The sequence below is a fragment of the Streptomyces hundungensis genome (assembly GCF_003627815.1).
In the GTDB taxonomy this organism is placed as follows: Bacteria; Actinomycetota; Actinomycetes; order Streptomycetales; family Streptomycetaceae; genus Streptomyces; species Streptomyces hundungensis_A.
This window is the reverse complement of the sequence record NZ_CP032698.1, coordinates 2,626,165-2,648,911: the sequence shown is the minus strand read 5'-3', so window position 1 is coordinate 2,648,911 and position 22,747 is coordinate 2,626,165. Positions and strand designations below refer to the sequence as shown.

19 protein-coding genes are annotated in these 22,747 nt (G+C 71.5%); 13 read left to right on the top strand and 6 right to left on the bottom strand.

Annotated elements, in window-relative coordinates; translation table 11 throughout:
* Window positions 1-8: 8 nt before the first annotated feature.
* Window positions 9-1,448: an MFS transporter gene (locus DWB77_RS11780; protein ID WP_120727670.1), complete on the top strand. Its 1,440-nt coding sequence runs from the start codon at window positions 9-11 to the stop codon at window positions 1,446-1,448.
* A 193-nt stretch (window positions 1,449-1,641) separates the two neighbouring features.
* The gene (locus DWB77_RS39260) at window positions 1,642-1,770 is read left to right on the top strand and encodes a hypothetical protein (RefSeq protein WP_261714433.1); all 129 of its coding nucleotides are present in this window, start codon (window positions 1,642-1,644) and stop codon (window positions 1,768-1,770) included.
* Between the two features lie 15 nt (window positions 1,771-1,785).
* On the opposite strand, the gene DWB77_RS11775 is transcribed toward DWB77_RS39260, so the two are convergent.
* Complete coding sequence (locus DWB77_RS11775; RefSeq protein WP_120721220.1) at window positions 1,786-3,360, bottom strand: purple acid phosphatase family protein; 1,575 nt, start codon at window positions 3,358-3,360, stop codon at window positions 1,786-1,788.
* A 438-nt stretch (window positions 3,361-3,798) separates the two neighbouring features.
* Between DWB77_RS11775 and DWB77_RS11770 the strand changes: the two genes are divergently transcribed.
* Window positions 3,799-4,848, top strand: a complete 1,050-nt coding sequence (locus tag DWB77_RS11770; protein ID WP_120721219.1) for a 3-isopropylmalate dehydrogenase — start codon at window positions 3,799-3,801, stop codon at window positions 4,846-4,848.
* A 237-nt stretch (window positions 4,849-5,085) separates the two neighbouring features.
* Window positions 5,086-6,186 (top strand): branched-chain amino acid aminotransferase, encoded by a 1,101-nt coding sequence (locus DWB77_RS11765; RefSeq protein ID WP_120721218.1) that lies wholly within the window; start codon window positions 5,086-5,088, stop codon window positions 6,184-6,186.
* Between the two features lie 37 nt (window positions 6,187-6,223).
* On the opposite strand, the gene DWB77_RS11760 is transcribed toward DWB77_RS11765, so the two are convergent.
* Window positions 6,224-7,669: a cytosine permease gene (locus DWB77_RS11760; RefSeq protein ID WP_120721217.1), complete on the bottom strand. Its 1,446-nt coding sequence runs from the start codon at window positions 7,667-7,669 to the stop codon at window positions 6,224-6,226.
* 128 nt (window positions 7,670-7,797) lie between these two features.
* On the opposite strand from DWB77_RS11760, the gene ureA reads away from it, so the two are divergent.
* Genes ureA through DWB77_RS11745 form a run of 3 tightly spaced genes read left to right on the top strand, consistent with a single transcriptional unit; the run spans window position 7,798 to window position 11,231 of the window.
* Window positions 7,798-8,502, top strand: a complete 705-nt coding sequence (gene ureA / locus DWB77_RS11755; RefSeq protein ID WP_120721216.1) for an urease subunit gamma — start codon at window positions 7,798-7,800, stop codon at window positions 8,500-8,502.
* Window positions 8,502-10,184 (top strand): urease subunit alpha, encoded by a 1,683-nt coding sequence (locus DWB77_RS11750; protein ID WP_120721215.1) that lies wholly within the window; start codon window positions 8,502-8,504, stop codon window positions 10,182-10,184. Before ureA ends, DWB77_RS11750 begins: the two co-directional genes overlap by 1 nt.
* Before the next feature lie 9 nt (window positions 10,185-10,193).
* Window positions 10,194-11,231, top strand: a complete 1,038-nt coding sequence (locus DWB77_RS11745) for an agmatine deiminase family protein (protein WP_174248537.1) — start codon at window positions 10,194-10,196, stop codon at window positions 11,229-11,231.
* Between the two features lie 45 nt (window positions 11,232-11,276).
* On the opposite strand, the gene DWB77_RS37760 is transcribed toward DWB77_RS11745, so the two are convergent.
* Complete coding sequence (locus DWB77_RS37760) at window positions 11,277-11,483, bottom strand: hypothetical protein (RefSeq protein ID WP_162952517.1); 207 nt, start codon at window positions 11,481-11,483, stop codon at window positions 11,277-11,279.
* A 106-nt stretch (window positions 11,484-11,589) separates the two neighbouring features.
* Window positions 11,590-12,777, bottom strand: coding sequence for a helix-turn-helix domain-containing protein (locus tag DWB77_RS11740; RefSeq protein WP_120721213.1), 1,188 nt, complete (start codon window positions 12,775-12,777; stop codon window positions 11,590-11,592).
* 116 nt (window positions 12,778-12,893) lie between these two features.
* Here DWB77_RS11740 and DWB77_RS11735 point away from each other — a divergent pair, with 116 nt between their 5' ends.
* From DWB77_RS11735 to DWB77_RS11710, 6 genes are all read left to right on the top strand, one after another.
* Entirely contained in the window at window positions 12,894-13,445 is a 552-nt protein-coding gene (locus tag DWB77_RS11735; RefSeq protein ID WP_120721212.1) for a flavoprotein, read from the top strand.
* A gap of 138 nt (window positions 13,446-13,583) precedes the next feature.
* On the top strand, window positions 13,584-14,216 hold the full coding sequence (locus DWB77_RS11730) for a TetR/AcrR family transcriptional regulator (RefSeq protein WP_281279994.1): 633 nt from the start codon (window positions 13,584-13,586) through the stop codon (window positions 14,214-14,216).
* 61 nt (window positions 14,217-14,277) lie between these two features.
* Entirely contained in the window at window positions 14,278-15,591 is a 1,314-nt protein-coding gene (locus DWB77_RS11725) for an MFS transporter (protein ID WP_120721211.1), read from the top strand.
* A 301-nt stretch (window positions 15,592-15,892) separates the two neighbouring features.
* A complete protein-coding gene (cimA, locus tag DWB77_RS11720; protein WP_120721210.1) occupies window positions 15,893-17,536 on the top strand; it encodes a citramalate synthase in 1,644 nt (547 codons plus the stop codon).
* Window positions 17,537-17,679: 143 nt separating this feature from the next.
* Window positions 17,680-19,041, top strand: a complete 1,362-nt coding sequence (locus DWB77_RS11715; RefSeq protein WP_120721209.1) for a hypothetical protein — start codon at window positions 17,680-17,682, stop codon at window positions 19,039-19,041.
* 117 nt (window positions 19,042-19,158) lie between these two features.
* Complete coding sequence (locus DWB77_RS11710) at window positions 19,159-20,013, top strand: hypothetical protein (protein ID WP_120721208.1); 855 nt, start codon at window positions 19,159-19,161, stop codon at window positions 20,011-20,013.
* Between the two features lie 595 nt (window positions 20,014-20,608).
* On the opposite strand, the gene DWB77_RS11705 is transcribed toward DWB77_RS11710, so the two are convergent.
* Both DWB77_RS11705 and DWB77_RS11700 read right to left on the bottom strand, forming a co-directional pair.
* The gene (locus tag DWB77_RS11705) at window positions 20,609-21,259 is read right to left on the bottom strand and encodes a YceI family protein (protein ID WP_120721207.1); all 651 of its coding nucleotides are present in this window, start codon (window positions 21,257-21,259) and stop codon (window positions 20,609-20,611) included.
* 132 nt (window positions 21,260-21,391) lie between these two features.
* Complete coding sequence (locus DWB77_RS11700) at window positions 21,392-22,723, bottom strand: helix-turn-helix domain-containing protein (RefSeq protein ID WP_120721206.1); 1,332 nt, start codon at window positions 22,721-22,723, stop codon at window positions 21,392-21,394.
* Between the last annotated feature and the right edge of the window lie 24 nt (window positions 22,724-22,747).

Here is a 22,747-nt window from a genome sequence, read left to right as displayed (position 1 = left end):
TGAACCCCATGCTCGACACCCGACAGCGCGCCACCGCCCTGCTCGTCGCCGGCTGCTTCTTCATGGAGATGCTCGACGGCACCATCGTGGCCACCGCCGCCCCCCAGATGGCGGCCTCCCTCGACACCACCCCCGCCTCCGTGGGCCTGGTGGTCACCGTCTATCTGCTGACCCTCGCGATGCTCATACCGCTCAGCGGCTGGCTCACCGCCCGCTTCGGAGCGCGGCGCGTCTTCCTCACCGCCATCGCGGTGTTCACCCTCGCCTCCGCGGGTTGCGCGGCGAGCGACAGCCTCGCCGCGCTCGTCGCGGCACGCGTCCTGCAAGGGGCCGGCGGCGCCATGATGGTGCCGGTCGGACGCCTCCTCGTACTCGACGGGGCCGCCAAGACCGACATACCGAAGGTCATGGCGTACATCGTGTGGCCGGGCCTGATGGCTCCCGTGATCGCCCCGCTGCTCGGCGGAGTGCTCACCACCTATGCCAGCTGGCACTGGATGTTCCTGGTCAACATTCCGCTCGGGGCCCTCGCGTTCGCCGTCGCCCGCCGGCTGGTGGCGGCCGGGCCCACCGCGAGCCCGCCGCCGCTCGACGTGCCCGGCGTGCTGCTCGGCTGCACCGGTCTCGGCGCCCTCACCTGGTCGGCCCACCTGGTCGCCGACACCGACAGCGGCTGGGGCCCGGTCGCCGCCGTCGCCCTGCTCGCCGTCCTCGCACTCGGTGCGGCCGGGCGTCATCTGCTGCGTACCGCACACCCGTTGGTGAATCTGCGCACCCTGGACGTGGCGTCGTTCCGGTCCTCCGTGACGGGCGGCTCGCTGTTCTGGATCGTCGTCGGCGCCGTGCCGTTCCTGCTGCCCCTGCTCTTCCAGGACGTGTTCGGCTGGAGCGCGGTCAAGTCCGGCGCGGTGGTGCTCTTCGTCTTCGTCGGCAACATCGGGATCAAGCCCGCGACCACCGGCCTCCTCAACCGCTTCGGGTTCCGCCCGCTGCTGCTCGTCTCCACGGTCGGCCTCGCCCTCGCGGTCGCGGGCTGCGCCCTGCTCGCGCCGTCCACGCCACTCGCCGTGACGGCCGCCCTGGTCCTGCTCGGCGGCGCGGCCCGCTCGCTCGGCCTCACCTGCTACTCCACGATCGCGTTCAGCGAGGTGCCCGCCGCGCGGCTGCGCGACGCCAACGCGCTCTCGGCGACCGCCAACCAGCTCGCGGCCGGGCTCGGGGTGGCCGTCGCCACGGTCGCGCTGCGCCTCGGCGGCGCCTTCACCGACACCGTGGCGGGTCCCTACGCCGTGGCGTTCTGCCTGCTCGGCGCGGTCTGCCTGGTGCCCGCCCTCGGTGCGCTGCGGCTGCGCGCGGGGGTGGGCGACGCGGTGCGCACCGGCCGCGCGCGGCCCGTCGGCATCGCCTCGCAGGGGCCCGCCGTCTCAGATAGTAGGAAGTCCGAGTAATTGTGGAGACAGACTCCAGTGGAGCGCTTAGCTTTGTAGGAGCCGAACGTCTCGCTGATCCAGCGAAGGGCGGTCGTGAGCGCAGTGCCCCTTGGCAGGCAACCCCTGCGGCAGCGCTCCCCGCCCCTTCCGGCACCTCACTGCATCCGCCGGGGCCTGCCCCCGGACCTCCCAGCAGAGGAGTCGAATCCCCATGGTCAAGCAGCCCGCCCGCCGAGTCCGTCACTCTTCGCGCAGCAGCGAGTCCGACCGCAAGAACGCCGCCGCCGCCCTCCAGCGTGCGCTGGACCGCAGGGACAACGGCGGCTCGACCGGGCACTGAGCCCGGCCGCCCCGGCTAACGCCCGCGCTGGATCTCGAAGTGGTCGATGCGCTCGCCGGTCTCGGCGAGCGCGCTGACCTTCATCTTCGGCCGCCGTCCCGTCTCGACCTCCACCGCGAGGAACGAGTAGTTGGTGTAGCGGACGCGTGACCACTCCACGGTCTCGGTGACCTTCGCGCCGCCCTTGGCCCAGTGGTAGGTGTTCACGCTGTCCCGGTCCGCCACATGCCCCTCGTAGGAGTCGGGCACGGGGAAGCTGTAGAGCGAACGGCCCGCCGCGCCTGCCGTGACGTACACGATGCCGTCGCGCGTGGGGTCGGTGCGCTCGCCGATGGCGACCTTGCGGCCGACCTTGTTCCCCTTGATGGCGTCCGTGCGCTCGTAGACATGGTTGTGGCCGTTGATCACCAGGTCCACCTGGTGCTTCTCGAACAGCGGCACCCAGGCGTCGCGCACGCCCCCCTCCGAGGCGTGCGAGCTCGTCGTCGAGAACGCGCAGTGGTGGAAGAAGACGACGACGAAGTCGACGGCGTGGTCGGCGCGCAGCTCCCCGAGCCGCTTGTCCAGCCACGTCGTCTGCTTGCCGCCGCTGATGCCGAAGTTGGCGGGAATCTCGTACGAGACGTCGTTCGCGTCCAGCGCCACCACGCCCACGTTGCCGTGCACGAAGGAGTAGACGCCGGGCTGGTTCACCGGGTCGGGGCCGTTGGCCGGCAGCGACCAGCGGGCGTTCTGGCCGCCGTAGCCCTGCGGCGAGTACCAGGCCTCCATGTCGTGGTTGCCGGTGGTCACCATCCACGGCACGGCCTTGGCCACCGACTCGGTCTGCGCCAGGAACTGGTCCCAGGTGCGCGCGTCGTACTGGTCCGAGGACTGGCCCGAACCCGACGGGTCGGCGTAGCAGATGTCGCCCGCGTGCAGGTGGAAGGCCGGGTTCTGGCCGAGGATCACCTGGTCGTTGCCGAGCGCGTGGTAGCTGACGCCCTGGTCGCCGAAGGCCGTGAAGGTGAAGTTCTCGGCGTGCCCGGGGGCCGTGGTGAAGGTGCCGAGGGTGCCCAGGTTGCGGCGGTCCGCCGGGTCGAAGCCGTCGTGGCCGACCCCGTAGTAGTACGTCTGGCCGGGCCGCAGCCGGTCCAGACCCGCGTGCACATAGAACTGCTCGGCCGCCGCGATCTTGCCGCCGTTCAGGGCGGGCGTGGTCAGATGACGCACCTCGGCGTCGATCTTCCGGCTCAGCGACCAGGGGCTCGTGCCGATGCGGATGTACGGCTTCCTGACCGCGAACGGGACCTGCCAGGAGACCCGCATCTGGGTCTTGGGGTCGGCGCCGTACGCGAGGTGGCGGCCGAACGGCGCGGCCAGCGAACCGTCCACGCCGTGCCGGGAGGTGGAGGTGAGCGCGGTGGGCGCGGCGTAGGCGGGCGAGGCCGCTCCGGCCGTCGCGAGGCCGGCCCCGGCGACGGCGGCCGTGGCGGCGGAGGTGCGCAGCAGGCCGCGCCGGCTGAGCCTGCTTCTCAGGTACTCGTGCTGCTCGGCCATGCTCATGCGCTCGGCGAGCCGGTCGGGGATGCCGAATCGGGGGATGTCCATGGCTGAAAACGTCCTCCTCCGAGGCGACGTGATCATCTCCGCCCGGTGAACTCCGGGCGTACAAACGGCCACGCGCTTCCCGCGCCTCCGCCGGACGGGCTAAGGGGCTCCGCCCCAGACCCCGTATCGCGCCTAAAGGGCGCTCGTCCTCAATCGCCGGACGGGCTGAGGTGCTGGCCAGCACCGGTGCCGCTAGGGGCGCGGGGAACTGCGCGACCAGCCACGCACGGCCCGCACCAGAAAGCGGGGTTTCCTGGGGCTCCGCCCCAGACCCCGTTCGCGCCTAAAGGGCGCTCGTCCTCAATCGCCGGACAGGCTGAGGTTGCCCGCATTGGCCACCCTGCCAAGGGCAGCCCGCCTGGGGGCGCGGCGCGGGCCGGGGTGTCCACAGTGTGGACATTGGGTGTCAGGGCTTGGGACGACCAGTAGGGTTCCCCCATGTCGGTAAGTTCTCGCAGCATCAATCTCGCAGTGATCCCCGGTGACGGCATCGGCCAGGAGGTCGTGGCCCAGGGCCTGAAGGTTCTCAGCGCCGTCCTTCCGCAGGATGTGAAGCTGGAGACCAGGGAGTTCGACTTCGGCGCGCGGCGCTACCACGCCACCGGTGAGACCCTCACCGACGCCGACGTCACCGAGCTCAAGCAGCACGACGCGATCCTGCTCGGCGCGATCGGCGACCCCTCGGTCCCGTCCGGCGTCCTGGAGCGCGGCTTCCTGCTGAAACTCCGCTTCCTCTTCGACCACTACGTCAATCTCCGCCCCAGCAGGCTGCTTCCCGGCGTCGCCACCCCGCTCGCAGGACAGCCCGAGATCGACTTCATCGTCGTACGCGAAGGCACCGAGGGGCCGTACACCGGCAACGGCGGTTCCATCCGCACCGGGACGCCCCACGAGGTCGCCACCGAGGTCTCGGTCAACACCGCCTTCGGTGTGGAGCGCGTGGTCCGGGACGCCTTCGCCCGCGCCCAGGCCCGCCCGCGCAAGAAGCTGACCCTCGTCCACAAGAACAACGTGCTCGCCTACGCCGGTCACCTGTGGACCAACGTCTTCAACGCGGTGGCCGCGGAGTTCCCCGACGTCACCACCGACTATCTGCACGTGGACGCGGCGACGATCTTCCTCGTCACCGACCCGGCGCGGTTCGACGTGATCGTCACCGACAACCTCTTCGGCGACATCATCACCGACCTCGCCGCGGCCGTCTCCGGCGGCATCGGCGTCGCCGCCTCGGGCAACATCAACCCGAGCGGCGAGTTCCCCTCGATGTTCGAGCCGGTGCACGGCTCCGCCCCGGACATCGCGGGCCAGGGCAAGGCCGACCCCTCGGCCACCGTCCTGTCCGTCGCCCTGCTGCTGCGCCACCTCGGCTACGAGCCCGAGGCGGCCCGCATCGAGAGCGCCGTCTCCGCCGATCTGGCGGCCCGCGGCGACTCGGTCCGCACCACGGACGAGATCGGCGACGCGCTCGCCGCGCGCGTAGCCGGCTAGCCCGCGCGAACCGTACGCACCAGCCGCCGGGTCGCCTTTCGCACCCGGCGGCTTTTCGCATGTGGCCACCGGGTGACACCATCAATCCCGGACCGCACATCACACCGTTATGACCAAGGCCCACCAGGAGCGATAATCGAACGTGGGCCGCGGCAAGCGGAGCAGCTCGGACGTCCAGGCACAGGCAGCGGCGTGAGCGCGGTCCGTCACTATCCACCGGTGAAGGACACAGCACTCATGACGACGCCCACGATCGAGCTCAAGCCCACCTCGCACCCGCTGTCCGACGCGGAGCGCGAGGCGATTCTGGCCAGCCCCGGTTTCGGCCGCCACTTCACCGACAACATGGTGACGGTCCGCTGGACCGAGGGGCGCGGCTGGCACGACGCCCAGCTCGTGCCGTACGCACCGCTGTCCATGGACCCGGCGAACATGACGCTGCACTACGCGCAGACCATCTTCGAGGGCCTCAAGGCCTACCGCCAGGCGGACGGCACGGTCGCCACGTTCCGGCCCGAGGCCAACGCCGAGCGCTTCCAGACCTCCGCCCGCCGCATCGCGATGCCCGAGGTCCCCGTCGACCTCTTCATCGCGGCCTGCGACGCGCTGGTCCAACAGGACAAGGCGTGGGTCCCCTCCACCGGCGAGGCCTCCCTCTACCTGCGCCCCTTCATGATCGCGGCCGAGGTCGGCCTCGGGGTGAAGCCCGCCAACGAGTACCTCTTCATCGTGATCGCCTCCCCGGCCGGCGCCTACTTCCCCGGCGGCGTCAAGCCTGTCTCGGTCTGGCTCTCCGAGGAGTACGTGCGCGCCGTCAAGGGCGGCACCGGCGCCGCCAAGACCGGCGGCAACTACGCGGCCTCCCTCGTCGCCCAGGCCGAGGCGGCCCAGCACGGCTGCGACCAGGTGGTCTGGCTGGACGCCGTCGAGCACCGCTGGATCGAGGAAATGGGCGGCATGAACCTGTACTTCGTGTACGCGCAGGAGGACGGCTCGCGGAAGATCGTCACGCCCGAGCTGACCGGCTCACTGCTTCCCGGCATCACCCGCGACTCGCTCCTGAAGATCGCCCGCGACCTCGGCTACGAGGCCGTCGAGGGCCGGATCTCGACGGAGGACTGGAAGCGCGACAACGAGAACGGCACGCTTCTCGAGGTCTTCGCCTGCGGCACCGCGGCGGTCATCACCCCGGTCGGCTCGGTGAAGTCGGCCCGTCACCACTGGACGCAGGGCGACGGCGAGCCGGGTGAGGTCACGATGAAGCTCCGCAGGGCGCTGCTCGACCTCCAGACCGGACAGGCCCCGGACCCGCACGGCTGGATGCACCCGCTGGGCTAGGTGATATCCGGGGGCCCCGCCCCCGGACCACCGCTCCTCAAACGCCGGAGGGGCTGGATGTGGCGCCGACCTCGGTCGCGACATCCAGCCCCTCCGGCGCGTGTGCTTGACGCAGTGTCAACGCCAGATACGCCAAGCCTCCCACCACGCCCGACAGCAGGAAGCTGCAATCCACCCCGCGGGTCCAACTCAGCAGCGGGCCCTGGTAGTTGGGGAGGGAGACGGCGAGCAGGCCGACGGCGGCGCCCAGTGCCCAGGAGGCCACCGCGCGCAGGTTCCAGCCCGCCCGGTACCAGTAGATCCCGCCCCGCGCGCGGCGGTTGAAGACCTGGAGGGCGTCCGCGTCGTACACGCCGCGACAGCGGACGAAGCCGATCAGGGTGATCACCGCCCAGGGCGTGCCGATCGCGGTGAGCAGCAGCACGAACGAGGTCATCGCGGCCTGTGCGTCCCAGGCGAAGTGGCCCGCGAAGACGCACAGCGTGGCGACGGCCGCCACCGCGAACGTCGCCTGGGTGCGCGAGGCGCGCGGCAGGATCGCGTCGAGGTCCAGGCCCATCGAGTAGAGCATCAGACCCGCGTTGCCCACCGACCCCGCCGAGGCCGAGAGCAGCAGCGGCACCAGGTACCAGCCGGGGGCGGCCGAGACCAGCGGGCCCGCGTAGTCGGTGGCGGCGCGGGCCGCGTACGCCGTGAACGTACCGAAGAGCTGCGGTACGAGGAGGCCCGCCGTCAGGCCGAGCCAGGTGGCGTGCAGCACCCGGCGCGGGCGGTGGCGGTTGGGTGAGATGTAGCGGGTGTAGTCGCCGAGCAGGGTGATGAAGGCGATCGGTCCGCTGAGCCCGGCCGCCACCAGCGCGAGCAGCCAGGTCGGCCAGAACGAGCCGAGCAGATAGCCCCCGGCGTCGGGCAGCGCGGCGGTGGTGAAGTGCGGTGCGTAGGCGACGACTCCGAGGATCAGGAGCGCCGTCATGCCGACGGCCAGGACGCGCGAGAGGCGCAGCAGCACCTGGTAGCCGTAGACCGCGCCGACGACGGTGGCCACGGCGAGCAGCGCGTACACGACGGCGTACGAGAGACCGCCCGTCGGCAGCCCGAACAGGCGGTGCAGGACGCCCGTCATCGCGTCGCCGCCGATCCACACGGTCAGCGCGGTGTAGCCGAGCGAGAGCAGCAGCCCCACCACCGAGCCCACCAGCCGTCCCCGTACGCCGAATTGGGCGCCCGAGGAGGTCGACAGATTGGTGGCGGTGCGCAGGGACACCAGGGCGAGCGGCGCGGTGAGCAGGGTGCCGACCACGGTTCCGGCGGTCACCGCGCCGACCGAGGCCCACCAGCCGAGGCCGAAGGAGACCGGCAGCCAGCCGAAGATGATCACCCCGAGGCAGAGGTTCGAGCCGAGCAGGATCGAGACGAGGTCGCGGGGGCCGCTGGTGCGTTCCGCCTCCGGGACCGTATCGACTCCGCGCTGTTCCATGAGCATGCCGGTGCCTCTCACTCGTCGGGGGATTTGAGTGGCGCTCAATGTGACCCATGCCCGGCAGTGCCGTCAATCCTTCCCGTCTGAGAAATCTCTGGTTAGAGTGGCGTTCAAACAGGAGGTGTGGTGACGTGCGACTGACCCCGACCGAGCGTGACCGGCTGCTTTTGTTCGGCGCGGCGGAACTGGCCAGGGCCCGCAGGGCCCGCGGGCTCCGGCTGAACGTGCCGGAGGCGACCGCCCTGATCGCGGACACCGTCTGCGAGGCGGCCCGGGACGGCAGGCGGCTCGCCGAGGCCATCGAGGCGGCCCGGTCCGTGCTCGGCCCCGACGACGTGCTGCCCGGCGTGTCCGACGTCGTCACCGAGGTCCATGTGGAGGCCGTCTTCGACGACGGCTCACGGCTCGCGGTGGTGTCCGACCCCATCGGCGGCACCGCCGGTCAGGACGCCCCCGGCGCCCTGCTGCCCGGCGCGGGGTACCCGGAGGCCGACCCCGAGGTGCGGCTCGCCGTGACCAACACCGCCACCGTGCCGATCTCGGTCACCTCCCACTTCCACTTCTTCGAAGCCAACCCCCGGCTCGCCTTCGACCGCGCGACCGCCTACGGCATGAGGCTGTGCGTGCCCGCCGGGTCCTCGGTCAGGTTCGGGCCCGGCGAGAGCGCCGAGGTCGGGCTCGTGCCCATCGGCGGCGATCGGATCGCGATCGGCTTCGCGGGCCTGGTGGACGGTCCCCTCGATGCGCCCGGCGCGAAGGACGAAGCGCTGCGCAGGGCCGCCGCCTGCGGATATCTGGGAACCGGCCCGGCCGGCCCGCGAGAGGGAGAGCAGTGATGGACCCGTACGAGTACGCCTCCGTGCACGGCCCCCGCACCGGGGACCGGATCCGGCTCGGGGACTCGGGCCTGACCGTCCGGGTCGAGTCCGACGCCCAGCGGCCCGGCGACGAGTTCCTGGCCGGCTTCGGCAAGACGGCCCGTGACGGGCTGCACCTGAAGGCCGCGGCCGTGCGCGACACCTGCGACGTCGTCATCAGCAACGTCGTGGTGATCGACGCGGTGCAGGGCATCCGCAAGGTGTCCATCGGCATCCGCGAGGGGCGGATCTGCTCCATCGGGCGGGCCGGCAACCCCGACACCCTGGACGGCGTGGACGTGGTCGTCGGCACCGGCACCTCGATCGTCTCCGGCGAGGGGCTCATCGCCACCGCCGGGGCCGTCGACACCCACGTACACCTGCTGTCCCCGCGCATCATGGAGGCCTCCCTCGCCTCCGGCGTCACCACGATCATCGGCCAGGAGTTCGGCCCGGTCTGGGGCGTCGGCGTCAACTCGCCCTGGGCGCTGCGCGGCGCCTTCGCCGCGTTCGACGCCTGGCCCGTCAACATCGGCTTCCTCGGCCGGGGTTCGTCCTCCGACGGCGCACCTCTGGTGGAGGCGCTCGCCGAGGGCGGGGCGTGCGGCTTCAAGGTGCACGAGGACATGGGCGCCCACACCCGTGCGCTCGACACCGCGCTGCGCGTCGCGGAGGACCACGACGTCCAAGTCGCCCTGCACAGCGACGGGTTGAACGAATGCCTCACCGTCGAGGACACCCTGAAGGTGCTCGAAGGCCGCACCATCCACGCCTTCCACATCGAGGGGTGCGGCGGGGGCCATGTGCCCAACGTCCTGAAGATGGCGGGCGTCCCGAACGTCATCGGCTCCTCCACCAACCCGACGCTCCCCTTCGGACGGGACGCGGTCGCCGAGCACTACGGCATGATCGTCTCGGTCCACGACCTCAAGACCGATCTGCCGGGCGACGCGGCGATGGCCCGCGACCGCATCCGCGCCGGGACGATGGGCGCCGAGGACGTGCTCCACGACCTGGGCGCGATCGGCATCACCTCCTCCGACGCCCAGGGCATGGGCCGCGCCGGCGAGACCGTACGCCGCACCTTCGCGATGGCCGGGAAGATGAAGGCCGAGCTGGGCCCCCTGGAGGGCGACGGATCCGACGACGACAACGCGCGCGTCCTGCGCTACATGGCCAAGCTCACCATCAACCCGGCCATCGCGCACGGGCTCTCGCACGAGATCGGCTCCATCGAGGTCGGCAAGATGGCCGACATCGTGCTGTGGCGCCCGGCCTACTTCGGTGCCAAGCCGCAGATGGTCCTCAAGTCCGGCTTCCCCGCCTGGGGCGTCACCGGCGACCCCAACGCGGCCACCGACACCTGCGAACCCCTCGTCCTCGGCCCGCTGTTCGGCGCCCACGGCGGTACGGCCGCCGAGCTGTCCGTCGCCTTCGTGGCGAAGGCCGCCCTCGACCAGGGCGCCGACCAACTGCCCACCCGCCGGCGCCGGGTCGCGGTGCGCGGCACCCGCGGCATCGGCCCGGCCGACCTCCTCCTCAACTCCCGTACCGGAGCCGTCGGCGTGGACGGCCGCACCGGGCTCGTCACCCTCGACGGCGACCCGCTGCGCTCCGAACCGGCCGACTCCGTCTCCCTCAACCGCCTCTACTTCCTGTAAGGACCCCTGATGTCTGCTGCCGCCGACGGCTTCCGCATGCCCGCCGAGTGGGCCCCGCACGAGCGGACCTGGATGGCGTGGCCGGGCCCCAACGTCACGTTCCCCAATGACGCCGAGCTCGCGCAGTCCCGCGCCGCCTGGGCGTCGGTGGCCCGCGCGGTACGCCGCTTCGAGCCGGTCACCATGGTGGTCGGCCCCGGCCAGTCCGAAGGTGCCCGCGCGCTGCTCGGCCCCGACATCGACCTCGTCGAGCGCGAACTCGACGACGCGTGGATGCGGGACATCGGCCCCACCTTCCTCACCGACGGCAAGGGCCAACTGGCCGCCGTGGACTGGACGTTCAACGGCTGGGGCGCGCAGGACTGGGCGACCTGGGAGCACGACGCGAAGATCGGGGCGCACGTCTCCGACCTCGCGGGAGCCCGTACGTACACCTCGCGCCTGGTCAACGAGGGCGGCGCGATCCACGTCGACGGCGAGGGCACGGTGCTGCTCACCGAGACCGTCCAGCTCGGCCCGGAGCGCAACCCCCACTGGACCCGCGAGGAGGTCGAGACGGAGATCCACGCCATGCTCGGCACCCGCAAGGCGATCTGGCTGCGGCGCGGCCTGACCGCCGACTACCCGCCGCACGGCTACGGCACCCTCGGCCACGTCGACATCGTCGCCGCGTTCGCCCGCCCCGGCGTCGTGGTCGCCCACACCCAGCCCGATCCGTCCCACCCCGACCACGAGCTCTGCAAGGAGAACGTGGCGCTGCTCCGCTCCCAGACCGATGCGCGCGGCCGTCGCCTCGAAGTGGTCGAGATCCCCGCGCCGACCGTCGTCCAGGACGACCACGGCTGGGTCGACTACTCCTACATCAACCACTACCTCTGCAACGGCGGCGTCGTCCTGTGCGCCTTCGACGACCCCCGCGACGAAAACGCGGCGGGCATCTTCCGCCGCCTCTTCCCCGACCGCACGGTGACCCTGGTCGACGCCCGCACGATCTTCGCGGGCGGGGGCGGGATTCATTGCATCACGCAGCAGCAGCCGAGGGTGTGACCATAACCGTGGGTGGTGGCCGACTGGGCATGGGTCCGGAGTGCTTTAGGCCCACGGGAACGCCACCACCGTGTGCGGGGTGCCCGTCTCGAAGTAGAGGGGCTTGATGCCGTGGGCCGCCGCGCATGCCGCGTGGGCGTACACCGGAACCGGCGCCCTGCCGGGCATGGCTGCTGCGAGCCGGATACAGCAGTCCGCCCCCGGCTTCGGGCAGTAGAAGCACACGCGTGTCGCTGAGGTCGAGTCGGTCATGTCCCGTCCCTGGGGTCGGTAGTGATCAGGTACGAGACAAGCGTGACGGCCACGCCAGGGCGGAACGCTCACGTTTTGTGAGCGTCGGCAGGTGAGGCCGCGAGTGTCACAGGCCGATCCAGGCCGCCATGTGGCCGAGGGAATCGGGGGTGCGCCTGGACAGATGGACGAGCCCCTTGATGGTCTCCCGAGCCCCAGGGTGGTAGCGAGTCTGCTCGGGGGCGGTGCGACGCGCCTCGATGATGGATGAGAGCGCGGCCTCGGCCCGACCAGTCTCCATCTCTGAACGGGCCCGGTCGACGAGGAAGTGAGCGCGGCGTGAGGTGGCCAGCGCGGACGGCAGCTGCGGCTTGAGCTTCTTGGCCTGGGCAAGTGCGTCGTCGTACCGGTGCATCTCGACGGCCGCGGACATGCGATGCAGGGCCACGTTGGTCGGCCCGAAGGACAGCCAGTGGACGTCGGAGGCGTCACCGATACGGCGGGCGTGCCCGGCGGCCTCGCTCAGGTGCGTCTCGACGGCGTGGCTGTCGTGTGCCCGGGCAGCGATGACGGAGGCGCCAAGGTGAAGCTGCCCGGTCACGGCGATGCTCTCACGGCTGATGTCCGCTGCGGTGAGGATGCCGTGGCCGGAGCTGATCAGCCGCTGACCAACGCCGTAATCGCCTTCCCGGAAATATACGAGGGCCCGCATGTACTGGCGCAACCCGTCGAGACAGGGGTCGGAGGCGCGGTGTGCGGCCCAACCCAGCCGGTCGAGTGCGACAGAACTCAGGTCGTAGTAACCGAGCTTGACGGTGATGTCGTGCGCGGTTCGGTACGTCGACGCGAGGGCCCGCCAGAGTTCGGTGCAGGGCGACCTCCAGACCGCGCTGGTGAGCTCGGCGATCAGGGTGGGGAGCTGCATAGCGGCACTGCGTAGACGAGTCGCTCTGACTTCGGCACAGAGCTGGTCGGCTGCGGTGACGAGCAGGGCCACGGGCCGGGCCTCAATGGTGTCATCGGCGCCGAGGTCGTAGAGGTCGAGTGCCTCACGGATGGGCCGGACGAGTACGGCGAGGCGGTCTTGCTGGAGTTCGGTCACATACGGCTGTCCCGTCAGCACGGTGACGTCGATCCGGAGGGCGTGCGCGACAGCTGCGATCAGGTCGATGGTGGCCGGTTTGGCGCCGCATTCGACTTGGTTGAGGAGGCTGTAGGAGTACGGAATTCGATCCGCCAGCTGTCTCTGCGTGAGGCGAGCGAGTTTCCGCTGCTCCTTGATGCGGGCGCCGGTGTGGTCGTCCGATCTCGCCATGGCAGCTCCGTTCCCTACTCGTCAAGTGAAACGGTACTCGCGCGATCCGCTGCCGGGCCTGCTCCGTCTCGATTCCCATGCATTCGGGGGCGGTTGGCTGTGATCAACTGGTTCGCATGACGACGCAGAGGACTGTGTACGTGTTCTGTTCGGCGGCCCCGCCCGTTTTCGAGGTCGCCACGGTGATCGAGGCGCTGCAAGCCCGGGGTTGGGACGTGTGCCTGGGGTTGACGCCGACGGCAGCGTCATGGCTGGACGATTCCCTGTCGGGGCTGGCGACGCTGACCGGGCACCCGGTCCGTTCGCAGTACAAGCGGCCGGAAGAGCCGGACGTGTGGCCCCCGGCGGATGCGATCCTGTTCGCGCCGGCCACTTTCAACAGCGTCAACTCGTGGGCGCTGGGCCTGACATCGAACTTCGTCGTCGGCGTCGTCGCTGAAGGGGTCGGAAAGCGGATCCCCATGGTGGCGATGCCGTGTGTGAACGCGGCCTTCGTGCAGCACCCACAGTTCGAGCAGTCGGTCGCCGTGTTGCGCGAGTCCGGCGTCACGGTGCTGTACGGCGAGGGAGGCTTCGTGCCGAACCAGCCCGGAGAGCGGCGTCCGGAAGGGTATCCGTGGCGGATCGCCCTCGACGCGGTCGAGGCGGTTGCCGGTGCGCCCCGGTAGCCGCGATCCGGCCCCCTCACACCTACCCGCCAGGCCTGGCCGGTCGCCGTCGCCCCGGAGTCGGCTGGATGCCATGGCCCGCAGGCGCCGTCCCGCCGCATGGCCGAGGCGGCCCGAGCCATCAGGTAGAACATACGGGTGAACGCACCCCGCCGCCGCAACACCGCCCCGCCCCGCGAGGAGCTGCTCGCCGCTGCCATGGCCACCATCGCCGAGCGCGGGCTCGACGGGCTCACCATGGCCGGGCTCGGGCGGGAGGTGGGGATGTCCAGTGGGCACCTGCTCTACTACTTCCGCACCAAGGACGAGCTGCTGCTCCAGACCCTGGAGTGGAGCGAGGGGCGGCTCGGCGAGGAGCGGCGCGGGCTGCTGGTGCGGCCGGGCACGGCGCGGGAGCGGCTCGACGCCTACGTCGATCTGTATGTGCCGGACGGGCCCCGCGACCCGCACTGGATCCTGTGGCTGGAGGTCTGGAACCGCTCGCAGAACGCCGACGCCGGGGCCCGCGCCCGCCAGGCCGCGATCGAGGGGGCCTGGCACCGCGACCTGGTCGCGATAATCGCCGAGGGGGTCTCGCGCGGCGAGTTCCGCCCGGTGGACGCCGACCGCTTCGCGGCACGGCTGCGCGCCCTGCTCGACGGGTTCAGCGTGCACGTCGCGGTCGGCCTGCCCGGCACCGGAAGGCCTCAAGTCCTTGACCACGTAAGGGAGTTCGTCGATCAGGACCTGATGCGACAGACCCGGCGCGGGGAACACAACGTACGCAAGTAGGCCCGATCGTTGCGGCCGCACGACTTGTCGACAGGGCGGCCCTGCGCCAACGTGAGCGTCCATGGGACGAGAGCACTGGAAGAAGATCTGGGTCGGCTCGGCCGGCAACATGGTCGAGTGGTTCGACTGGTTCGTGTACGCCACGTTCGCCGTGTACTTCGCGGACGCGTTCTTCCCGAAGGGCAACGAGACCGCCAACCTCATGAACACCATGGGGATCTTCGCGGTCGGCTTCTTCATGCGGCCGGTCGGCGGCTGGCTGCTCGGCCGGATCGGCGACCGCAAGGGCCGCAAGGCCGCGCTCACCATGACCGTCACCCTGATGTCCGCCTCCGCGGTCCTGATCGCGATCGCGCCGACGTACGCCGTCGCCGGATACGGGGGAGTGGCCGTCCTGCTGGTCGCCCGGCTCCTCCAGGGCCTCTCGGTGGGCGGCGAGTACGCGGCCAGCGCCACCTACCTCACCGAGGCCTCCGACCCCGGCAAGCGCGGCTTCGCCTCCAGCTTCCAGTACGTGTCGATGACCGCCGGCCAGCTCGTCGGCCTCGGCCTCCAGATCGTGATGCAGCGCAACCTCTCCGACGCGGCCCTGCACAGCTGGGGCTGGCGCATCCCCTTCATCGTCGGTGCGCTGGGCGCGGGCATCGTCTTCTATCTGCGCCGCTCCATGCTGGAGACCGAGGTGTACGCGGAGTCGGGCGCGGCCCACGACGAGGACCGGGGCACCCTCAAGGCGCTGTGGGCGCACAGGCGCGAGGCGTTCCTGGTCATGGCGCTCACCATGGGCGGCACCGTCGCCTACTACACGTACACGACGTATCTGACGAAGTTCCTCTCCAAGAGCGCGGGCATGGAGAAGTCGACCGCCTCCCTCGTCAGCTTCTGCGCCCTGTTCGTCTTCATGTGCCTCCAGCCGCTGGCGGGCGCGCTCTCCGACCGGATCGGGCGGCGCCCGCTCCTGATCACCTTCGCGATCGGCTCCACCTTCCTGACCGTGCCGATCATGACGATGCTCAAGCACGCGGGCACCTTCTGGCCCGCCTTCGGTCTGGCCCTGCTCGCCCTGGTGGTGGTCACCGGCTACACCTCGATCAACGCCTGTGTGAAGGCCGAACTCTTCCCCACCGGCATCCGCGCCCTCGGCGTCGCCCTGCCGTACGCCCTCGCCAACGCCCTCTTCGGCGGGACGGCCGAATACGTGGCGCTGTGGTTCAAGAAGGCAGGCATCGAGTCCGGCTTCTACTGGTACGTGGCCGGCTGCGCCGCCGTCTCCCTGGTGGTCTATCTGACGATGCGCGAGACGCGCGACATCGATCTGAACCGAACCGAGAACGCACCCCGGCGAACCCAAGCGGAACCGGTTCCTTCGAATTAGCGCAGGTCGGGCGCCCGGATGGTGAGACCCCCCATCCGGGTCCCGGACGCGTGTGGCAGACTGCGAGCGTGCTCGCTTCCGACATGATTATGGACAGCAGCGCGCCGGTCCGCAGTGATCGCTGAACCGTGGTAACACCCGCGGCAGCGGCCATCGTGCCCCAGACCCGCGCGCAGACCTCTCGCACCCGCGAGGGGTCTTTTCGTTTACCGGCCCCACCACGGCCGGGGCGAGGAGCGCGGCGACGGGGGCAAGTGGAGCCCGAGTTCGGAGCCACTCACCCGACAGGAGTCAGATCAGCATGACGACCAACGAGGCGAACGAACCCGCCGAGGAGAGTCTCCTCGACGGCCCCAGGGTCGACGACAGCTTCCACGTCTTCGACACGACGCTGCGCGACGGAGCGCAGCGCGAGGGCATCAACCTCACCGTCGCGGACAAGCTGACGATCGCCCGGCACCTGGACGAGTTCGGTGTGGGCTTCATCGAAGGCGGCTGGCCCGGCGCCAACCCCCGGGACACCGAGTTCTTCGCCCGCGCGCGCCAGGAGATCACCTTCCACAACGCGCAGCTCGTCGCGTTCGGCGCGACCCGCCGCGCGGGCGGCAAGGCCGCCGAGGACCCGCAGGTGCGGGCCCTCGTCGAGTCCGGCGCGCCCGTGATCACGCTGGTCGCCAAGTCGCACGACCGCCATGTCGAGCTGGCCCTGCGCACCACCCTGGACGAGAACCTGGAGATGATCCGCGACACCGTGTCCTACCTGCGCGAGCAGGGCCGGCGGGTCTTCCTGGACTGCGAGCACTTCTTCGACGGCTACAAGGCGAACCCCGAGTACGCCAAGGCCGTCGTGCGGGCCGCCAGTGACGCCGGCGCGGACGTCGTCATCCTCTGCGACACCAACGGCGGCATGCTCCCCGCCCAGATCCAGGCGGTCGTCGCCACCGTGCTCGCCGACACCGGCGCCCGGCTCGGCATCCACGCCCAGGACGACACCGGCTGCGCGGTCGCCAACACCCTGGCCGCCGTCGACGCGGGCGCCACCCACGTCCAGTGCACCGCCAACGGCTACGGCGAGCGGGTCGGCAACGCCAACCTGTTCCCGGTCGTCGCCGCCCTGGAGCTCAAGTACGGCAAGAGGGTGCTGCCCCAGGGCGCGCTCGCCGAGATGACCCGCATCTCGCACGCCATCGCCGAGGTGGTCAACCTCGCGCCGTCCACGCACCAGCCGTACGTCGGTGTCTCCGCCTTCGCCCACAAGGCCGGGCTGCACGCCTCCGCGATCAAGGTCGACCCCGATCTGTACCAGCACATCGACCCGGGGCTGGTCGGCAACCACATCAGGATGCTGGTCTCCGACATGGCGGGCCGCGCCTCCATCGAGCTCAAGGGCCAGGAACTCGGCATCGACCTCGGCGACGACCGCGAGGTGGTGGCCCGCGTCGTGGAACGGGTCAAGGAGCGCGAACTCCGGGGCTACACCTACGAGGCCGCCGACGCCTCCTTCGAGCTGCTGCTGCGCGACGAGGTCGAGGGCGGGCCGCGCGACTACTTCCGCATCGAGTCCTACCGGGCGATCATCGAAACCCTCAAGGACGGCACCCACGCCAACGGCGCCACCGTGAAGTTCTGGGTCGGCGAGGAGCGCATCATCGTCTCCGCCGAGGGCAACGGCCCGGTCAACGCCCTGGACTCGGCGCTCCTCGAAGGACTTGAGCGGTTCTACCCGCAGGTCGCCAAGTTCGAGCTGGTCGACTACAAGGTCCGCACCCTGGAGGGCAAGCACGGCACCGCTTCCACCACCCGCGTCCTGATCACCACCACGGACGGCACGGGCGAGTGGACGACGGTCGGCGCCGGTCCCAACGTGATCGAGGCGTCCTGGGAGGCGCTCCAGGACGCCTACACCTACGGTCTGCTCCGAGCCGGAACCCAGCCGCGGCGCTAGCCGCGCGACGCCGTGGGGCGGGCCTCCACCCCGCGGCGTTCCGCCCCGCGTCCCGGGCCGGGGGCGGGGCGGGCCGCCTGACCACCCCCGGCCGCCGCACCCCGTATGTCCGTTTCCGGGTGGCCTCGGGTAGCGTCGGCACCATGAGGCTCAGGGTTTTCTCCGCACTCTCCGCCGTAGCGCTCGCCGCGCTGGCCACGGCGGGCCCCGCCATGGCGGCCACCGGCGCGTCCGACGTGGCCGAGCATCTCAAGAAGAGCCCGGTGTACGTGGATCCCGGAGCCGCGAACCAGCTCAGCGCGGCCCAGGCCGACGCCCTGGCCAAGAAGATCAAGGACGCGGACAAGCCGCTGTTCGTGGCCGTGCTGCCCAACAGCGCGGCGTTCCCCAAGGACTCGATCCTGGGGTACCTGCGGACCGACACCGGGGTCACCGGCCTGTACGCGATCCGGCTCGGCGACGCCTTCACCTCCGGCGCCGACCACAAGGTCATGCCGAAGCAGGCCGTGCAGAACCTGAACAGCGCCGTCCGCGCCCCCGGCACCGGCGACGACGCCGCCACCCAGCTCAACGCCTTCGTCGACAAGGCGCTCCCGCAGATGAAGGGCCACGCGCCCGCCTCCTGGGGTGGCGGCTCGGCCTCCGACGACGGGGCCGGCGCGGGCGCCCTCATCGGCGTGGGCGCGGTGGTCGTCGCGGGCGGCGCCGGCGCGTACGCCCTGGTCCGCCGCAACCGCAAGAAGAAGGCCGAACAGGGGCGGGCCGCGCTCCAGCGCCTCCAGGTCGTCGTGGACGAGGACATCACCGCGTTCGGCGAGGAGCTCGACCGGCTCGACTTCCACCCCGCCGAAGCCGGCGCCGACGACGCGATGCGCGCCGACTACGAGCGCGCCCTCGACGCGTACGAGACCGCGAAGTCCCTGATGGCGAAGGCCGAGCGGCCCGCCGACGTGACCGGCGTGACCCAGGCCCTGGAGGACGGCCGGTTCTCGCTCGCCACCCTCGCCGCCCGCCGCGAACACCGCCCGCTGCCCGAGCGCCGCGCCCCCTGCTTCTTCGACCCGCGCCACGGCCCCTCCGTCGAGGACGCCACCTGGACCCCGGCCGGGGGCGCCCCGCGCCAGGTCCCGGTCTGCCAGGCGGACGCGACCCGGCTGCGCGACGGGCAGGACCCCATGGTCCGCGAGGTCGACACCGACCAGGGCCGCCGCCCCTACTACGACGCGGGTCCCGCCTACGGACCCTGGGCGGGCGGCTACTTCGGCGGCGGCATGCTGCCCGGCCTCCTGATGGGCACGATGCTCGGCTCGATGCTGTCGACCCCCGCGTACGCGTCCGACTACGGCGCCGGGGCGTACGGCCCCGGCTCCTTCGACGCGGGCTCGGGATTCGACGGCGGCGACGTCTCGGGCTCCAACTTCGACCCGTCCGACTTCGGTGGCGGCTGGGGCGACGGCGGCGGGGGCGGCGGCGACGGCGGAGGCTTCGGCGGCGGCGACTGGTAGCCCACCCCCCCACCTGACCTGCTAAGCCGCTGTTGACCCGTCCCGCCGCGGCGGGCGATAGTGGCGAGCCGCACAACCAGGGTTGGGGACACATTGCACGCCGGGCACGAAGACGTCATGGCGGCCTGCGCCGACGCGGAGGCGCTGCTGCGGGCGGGCCGCACCAGCGCCGCCCGCAAGGCAGCACGCGCCGCGCTCTACACGGACGGGCCCGACCCCTGCCTGTACGCCCTGCTCGGCCGCGCGCACGCCGCCGAGGGCGACGCCGACCACGCCGACCGGGCCGAGACGGTCTTCCGCGAAGGCCTGGCCGCCTTCCCCGACGACCTCGGCCTCCTCACCGCCTACACCGCCCTGTGCCGCTCCGCCCCCGACCCCGCCCGCACGGACCGGGCCGCCGAACTCGCGGCGCGGCTGGGGGAGTTGGGGGCGAATGGAGCCCAGGGGCGGCCCTCCGCGAGCCGGGTCCAGCGGCACGACGCGCGCCTGGTACTGACCGTCATCGGGCACCCGGCCGGCGCCGCCCACCGGGCGTGGGACCGGGCCCGCACGACCCCCGACGACGACCGGACCGCCATACTCGCCGAAACCCTCACCGCACTGGCCCGCCCGGGCCGGGCGCCCCTGAGACTCCTGGTCAGGGCGCCGCTCACGGGCGTCGTGGTGTGCTGGTCCTGGTTCGTGACGACCCTGCTGGCGGTCACCGCCCTACACCTACCGGCGTGGACGTCCCTGACCGCCCTGCTCGGCCCGGCCCTGTTCCCCCTGCTGTACGGGGTGCTGCGGGGCGCCCGGGGCAGGGCCGCCCGCCGCGCTCCGGCGACGCCCGCGGTGGCTACCGGGGATGCCGCGTTCCCGGCGCTGCCGGAGGTTCCGCCGTACACCGCGCGCGAGAAGGTGACGGTGGGGGTGGTGCTGGTGGCGGTAGCCGTGACGCTCGGGGTGCTGGTGGTTCGCCTCCCTGGCGGGTAGCGGGGCGGCGTCGCGCGCCGGGGCCTTTCGCGCAGTTCCCCGCGCCCCTCAACCCCGCCTTCGTCCGCGGGCCGCGGGTGGCTGGTCGCGCAGTTCCTCGCGCCCCTGAATCGGCTCTCGGCCTGCGGCCGTGGTCGCTCCTTGCGCAGTTCCCCGCGCCCCTCAACCCCGCCTTCGTCCGCGGGCCGCAGGTGGCTGGTCGCGCAGTTCCTCGCGCCCCTGAAACCCGCCTTCGTCCGCGGATCGTGTCCGCGTCTCGCGCAGTTCCCCGCGCCCCTAACTACTTGGTGCTGGCCAGCACCTCAGCCTGTCCGGCGATTGAGGACGAGCGCCGTTCAGGCGCGAACGGGGTCTGGGGCGGAGCCCCAGGGGCCGAACCCTTCAACCCCCGTCACGGGCGGGTGGGTGGGCAGACGCGTCGGGGTCTGGGGCGGAGCCCCAGGGGCCCGGAACCAACCAACCCGCTGCACGGGCGGGTGGGTGGGGGAGGTGCCTCGGGGTCTGGGGCGGAGCCCCAGGGAGCCGGAACCAAGCAATCCCGGGTCACGGGCGGGTGGGTGGGCAAGCGCGCCCCAGGGCCGAGGGAAGCAGACCCTCAGCCCTCCCGAATCGCCGAGACGTCAAACGTAAGCCGAACCTTGTCACTCACCATCACCCCACCCGTCTCCAACGCCGCATTCCACGTCAGCCCCCACTCCGACCGCAGAATCTCCGCCCCACCCTCGAACCCCACCCGCTGGTTGCCATAGACATCGGTCGCCGTGCCGTTGAACTCCAGGTCGATGGCGAGCGGCCGCGTGACGTCCTTGATCGTCAGATCGCCGATCATCCGGTACTTGTCCCCGCCCAGCGCCTCCGCCCGCGTCGAGCGGAAGCTCATCAGGGGGTACTGCTCGGCGTCGAAGAAGTCACCGCTGCGCAGGTGACCGTCCCGGTCGGCGATGCCGGTGTCGACACTGGCGATCTTGACGTCGATGGACGCGGAGGACGCCGCCGGATTCGCACCGTCCAGCGTCAACGTGCCCTCGTGCTCGGCGAAGGAGCCGCGGACATTGGTGACCATGGCGTGCCGCACGACGAAGCCGATGCTGCTGTGCGCCGGGTCGATCGTGTACGTACCGCTCAGCGCGGCGAGCGCCGGGTCGACCGCGACGGGCGCGACGGGCGCGGACGGGGACGGGGACGCCGCGGCGTCGAGCGTGGCGGCGGCGGGGGCGCTGCTGTTCTTACGGCCGAAGAGACCCATGACTGCTCCTTGGGGACGCGCCCCGGCCCTGCGCCGAAGCGGTTTAAGTTTCAACGAGATTCACAGTAGAACCATTCCGTTCGGTTTTCAACTACTTCGACGCGAGGACGTGCTGAACGCCTGGCCCGGCCCTCAGATGCGGGGCAGCAGCGGCGCCGGCCCCAGGGTGGTCGTGCCCGGGGCGGCGCGATGGCCGAGCCCGGTGCGGTAGGCGTCCATGGCCGCCTCGACGCGACCCGCCCGGCGCAGCAGATCGCCGAGGAGCCGGCACAGATCGGCGAGGTCGCCGCTGGCCCCACTGCGTTCGAGGAGCCCGAGCGCGGTGACGTAGTGCTCCTCGGCCGCCTCGATCTCGCCCCGCTCCTCGCGGATCAGGCCGAGCAGCCGGTGCGCGCCGCCCGCATGCACCGCCCCGTGCTGGTCGCCGAGTTCGGTCAGCGGCGCCAGCAGCGTCATCGCTTCCGCGTGCCGCCCCAGACGGCGCAGTACGTCCGCGAGCTCGACCTCGACCTGGGCGGTGAACAGGACGGCCCGCTTGGCCGCGAGCATGTCCCGGGCGGTACGCAACTCCCTTTCGGCGGCGTCGAGTTGGTCCTCCTGCGCATAGACGTAGCCGCGCATCCAGTGGCAGTGCGCCAGATCGGTACGCAATCGCAGCTGGCGGTAGATCGACTGGGCCTTGGCGAGCGAGGCGTCCGCGTCGGCCAGGCGCCCCTCGGCCAGGAAGGTGCGCGCGACCTGCCGGTGCATCCCCGCGACCAGGGCCGGGTCCGACACCTGCGGGGCCAGGGCGAGGGCCAGCTCGGCGGCGCGCGCGGCCCGGGCCTGCGCGCCCATGTCCAGATACGGGCCGATGATCGCCGCGTACAGGAGGACCAGCGCCTCGGGGTCGGCGAGCCCGCTGGTGCCGAGCTCGTCGATGGCCGACTCCAGGACGTAGCAGGCGTACCGCAGCTCGCCCGCCAGGATGTGGGCGACCGCGCGGCCCCGGATCGCCCGGGCCCGGCGCGGCAGCGGCTCGGCGGCGAGGAGCCGCTCGCTCGCCTCGAAGTGGCGTACCGCGTCGGTCAGTTCACCGGTTTCCAGCGCGCAGTCGCCGAGCCCGAGCAGCGCCTCGGCGCGCTCCTCGTCGAGGTGGTGGAGCTCCGCCTCGGTGAGCAGCGTGCGGTAGCGGACGGCCGCCTCGTCGGCCTCGCCGGTGGCGAGCGCCCGCTGGGCGTCGGTGAGGCCGAGCCGCAACTCGGTGAGCAGCCGGGCCGGGCGCCCCGTGGCCAGCTCCTCGGTCGTGGTGCCGAGCCGCTCCGCGAGATGGCGCAGCGCCGCGTCCGAGGGGCGCACCTTGCCGGACTCCAAGGTGGAGACATAGGCGGGCGTATAGGCCGGCTCCGCCAACTGCCGCTGCGTCAGGCCCAGTTGGGTGCGCAGTTGCTGAACTCGGCGGCCGATCAAGGCAGGTTCATCCATGGCATCCCCTTGGCCCCAGGGCAT

Bases quoted from the DNA above. Each gene is read 5' to 3' on its own strand.
- DWB77_RS11780 (WP_120727670.1), top strand. From the start codon at position 9: ATGCTCGACACCCGACAGCGCGCCACCGCCCTGCTCGTCGCCGGCTGC.
- DWB77_RS39260 (WP_261714433.1), top strand. From the start codon at position 1,642: ATGGTCAAGCAGCCCGCCCGCCGAGTCCGTCACTCTTCGCGCAGCAGC.
- DWB77_RS11775 (WP_120721220.1), bottom strand. From the start codon at position 3,360: ATGGACATCCCCCGATTCGGCATCCCCGACCGGCTCGCCGAGCGCATG.
- DWB77_RS11770 (WP_120721219.1), top strand. From the start codon at position 3,799: ATGTCGGTAAGTTCTCGCAGCATCAATCTCGCAGTGATCCCCGGTGAC.
- DWB77_RS11765 (WP_120721218.1), top strand. From the start codon at position 5,086: ATGACGACGCCCACGATCGAGCTCAAGCCCACCTCGCACCCGCTGTCC.
- DWB77_RS11760 (WP_120721217.1), bottom strand. From the start codon at position 7,669: ATGCTCATGGAACAGCGCGGAGTCGATACGGTCCCGGAGGCGGAACGC.
- DWB77_RS11750 (WP_120721215.1), top strand. From the start codon at position 8,502: ATGGACCCGTACGAGTACGCCTCCGTGCACGGCCCCCGCACCGGGGAC.
- DWB77_RS11745 (WP_174248537.1), top strand. From the start codon at position 10,194: ATGTCTGCTGCCGCCGACGGCTTCCGCATGCCCGCCGAGTGGGCCCCG.
- DWB77_RS37760 (WP_162952517.1), bottom strand. From the start codon at position 11,483: ATGACCGACTCGACCTCAGCGACACGCGTGTGCTTCTACTGCCCGAAG.
- DWB77_RS11740 (WP_120721213.1), bottom strand. From the start codon at position 12,777: ATGGCGAGATCGGACGACCACACCGGCGCCCGCATCAAGGAGCAGCGG.
- DWB77_RS11735 (WP_120721212.1), top strand. From the start codon at position 12,894: ATGACGACGCAGAGGACTGTGTACGTGTTCTGTTCGGCGGCCCCGCCC.
- DWB77_RS11725 (WP_120721211.1), top strand. From the start codon at position 14,278: ATGGGACGAGAGCACTGGAAGAAGATCTGGGTCGGCTCGGCCGGCAAC.
- cimA (WP_120721210.1), top strand. From the start codon at position 15,893: ATGACGACCAACGAGGCGAACGAACCCGCCGAGGAGAGTCTCCTCGAC.
- DWB77_RS11715 (WP_120721209.1), top strand. From the start codon at position 17,680: ATGAGGCTCAGGGTTTTCTCCGCACTCTCCGCCGTAGCGCTCGCCGCG.
- DWB77_RS11710 (WP_120721208.1), top strand. From the start codon at position 19,159: ATGGCGGCCTGCGCCGACGCGGAGGCGCTGCTGCGGGCGGGCCGCACC.
- DWB77_RS11705 (WP_120721207.1), bottom strand. From the start codon at position 21,259: ATGGGTCTCTTCGGCCGTAAGAACAGCAGCGCCCCCGCCGCCGCCACG.
- DWB77_RS11700 (WP_120721206.1), bottom strand. From the start codon at position 22,723: ATGGATGAACCTGCCTTGATCGGCCGCCGAGTTCAGCAACTGCGCACC.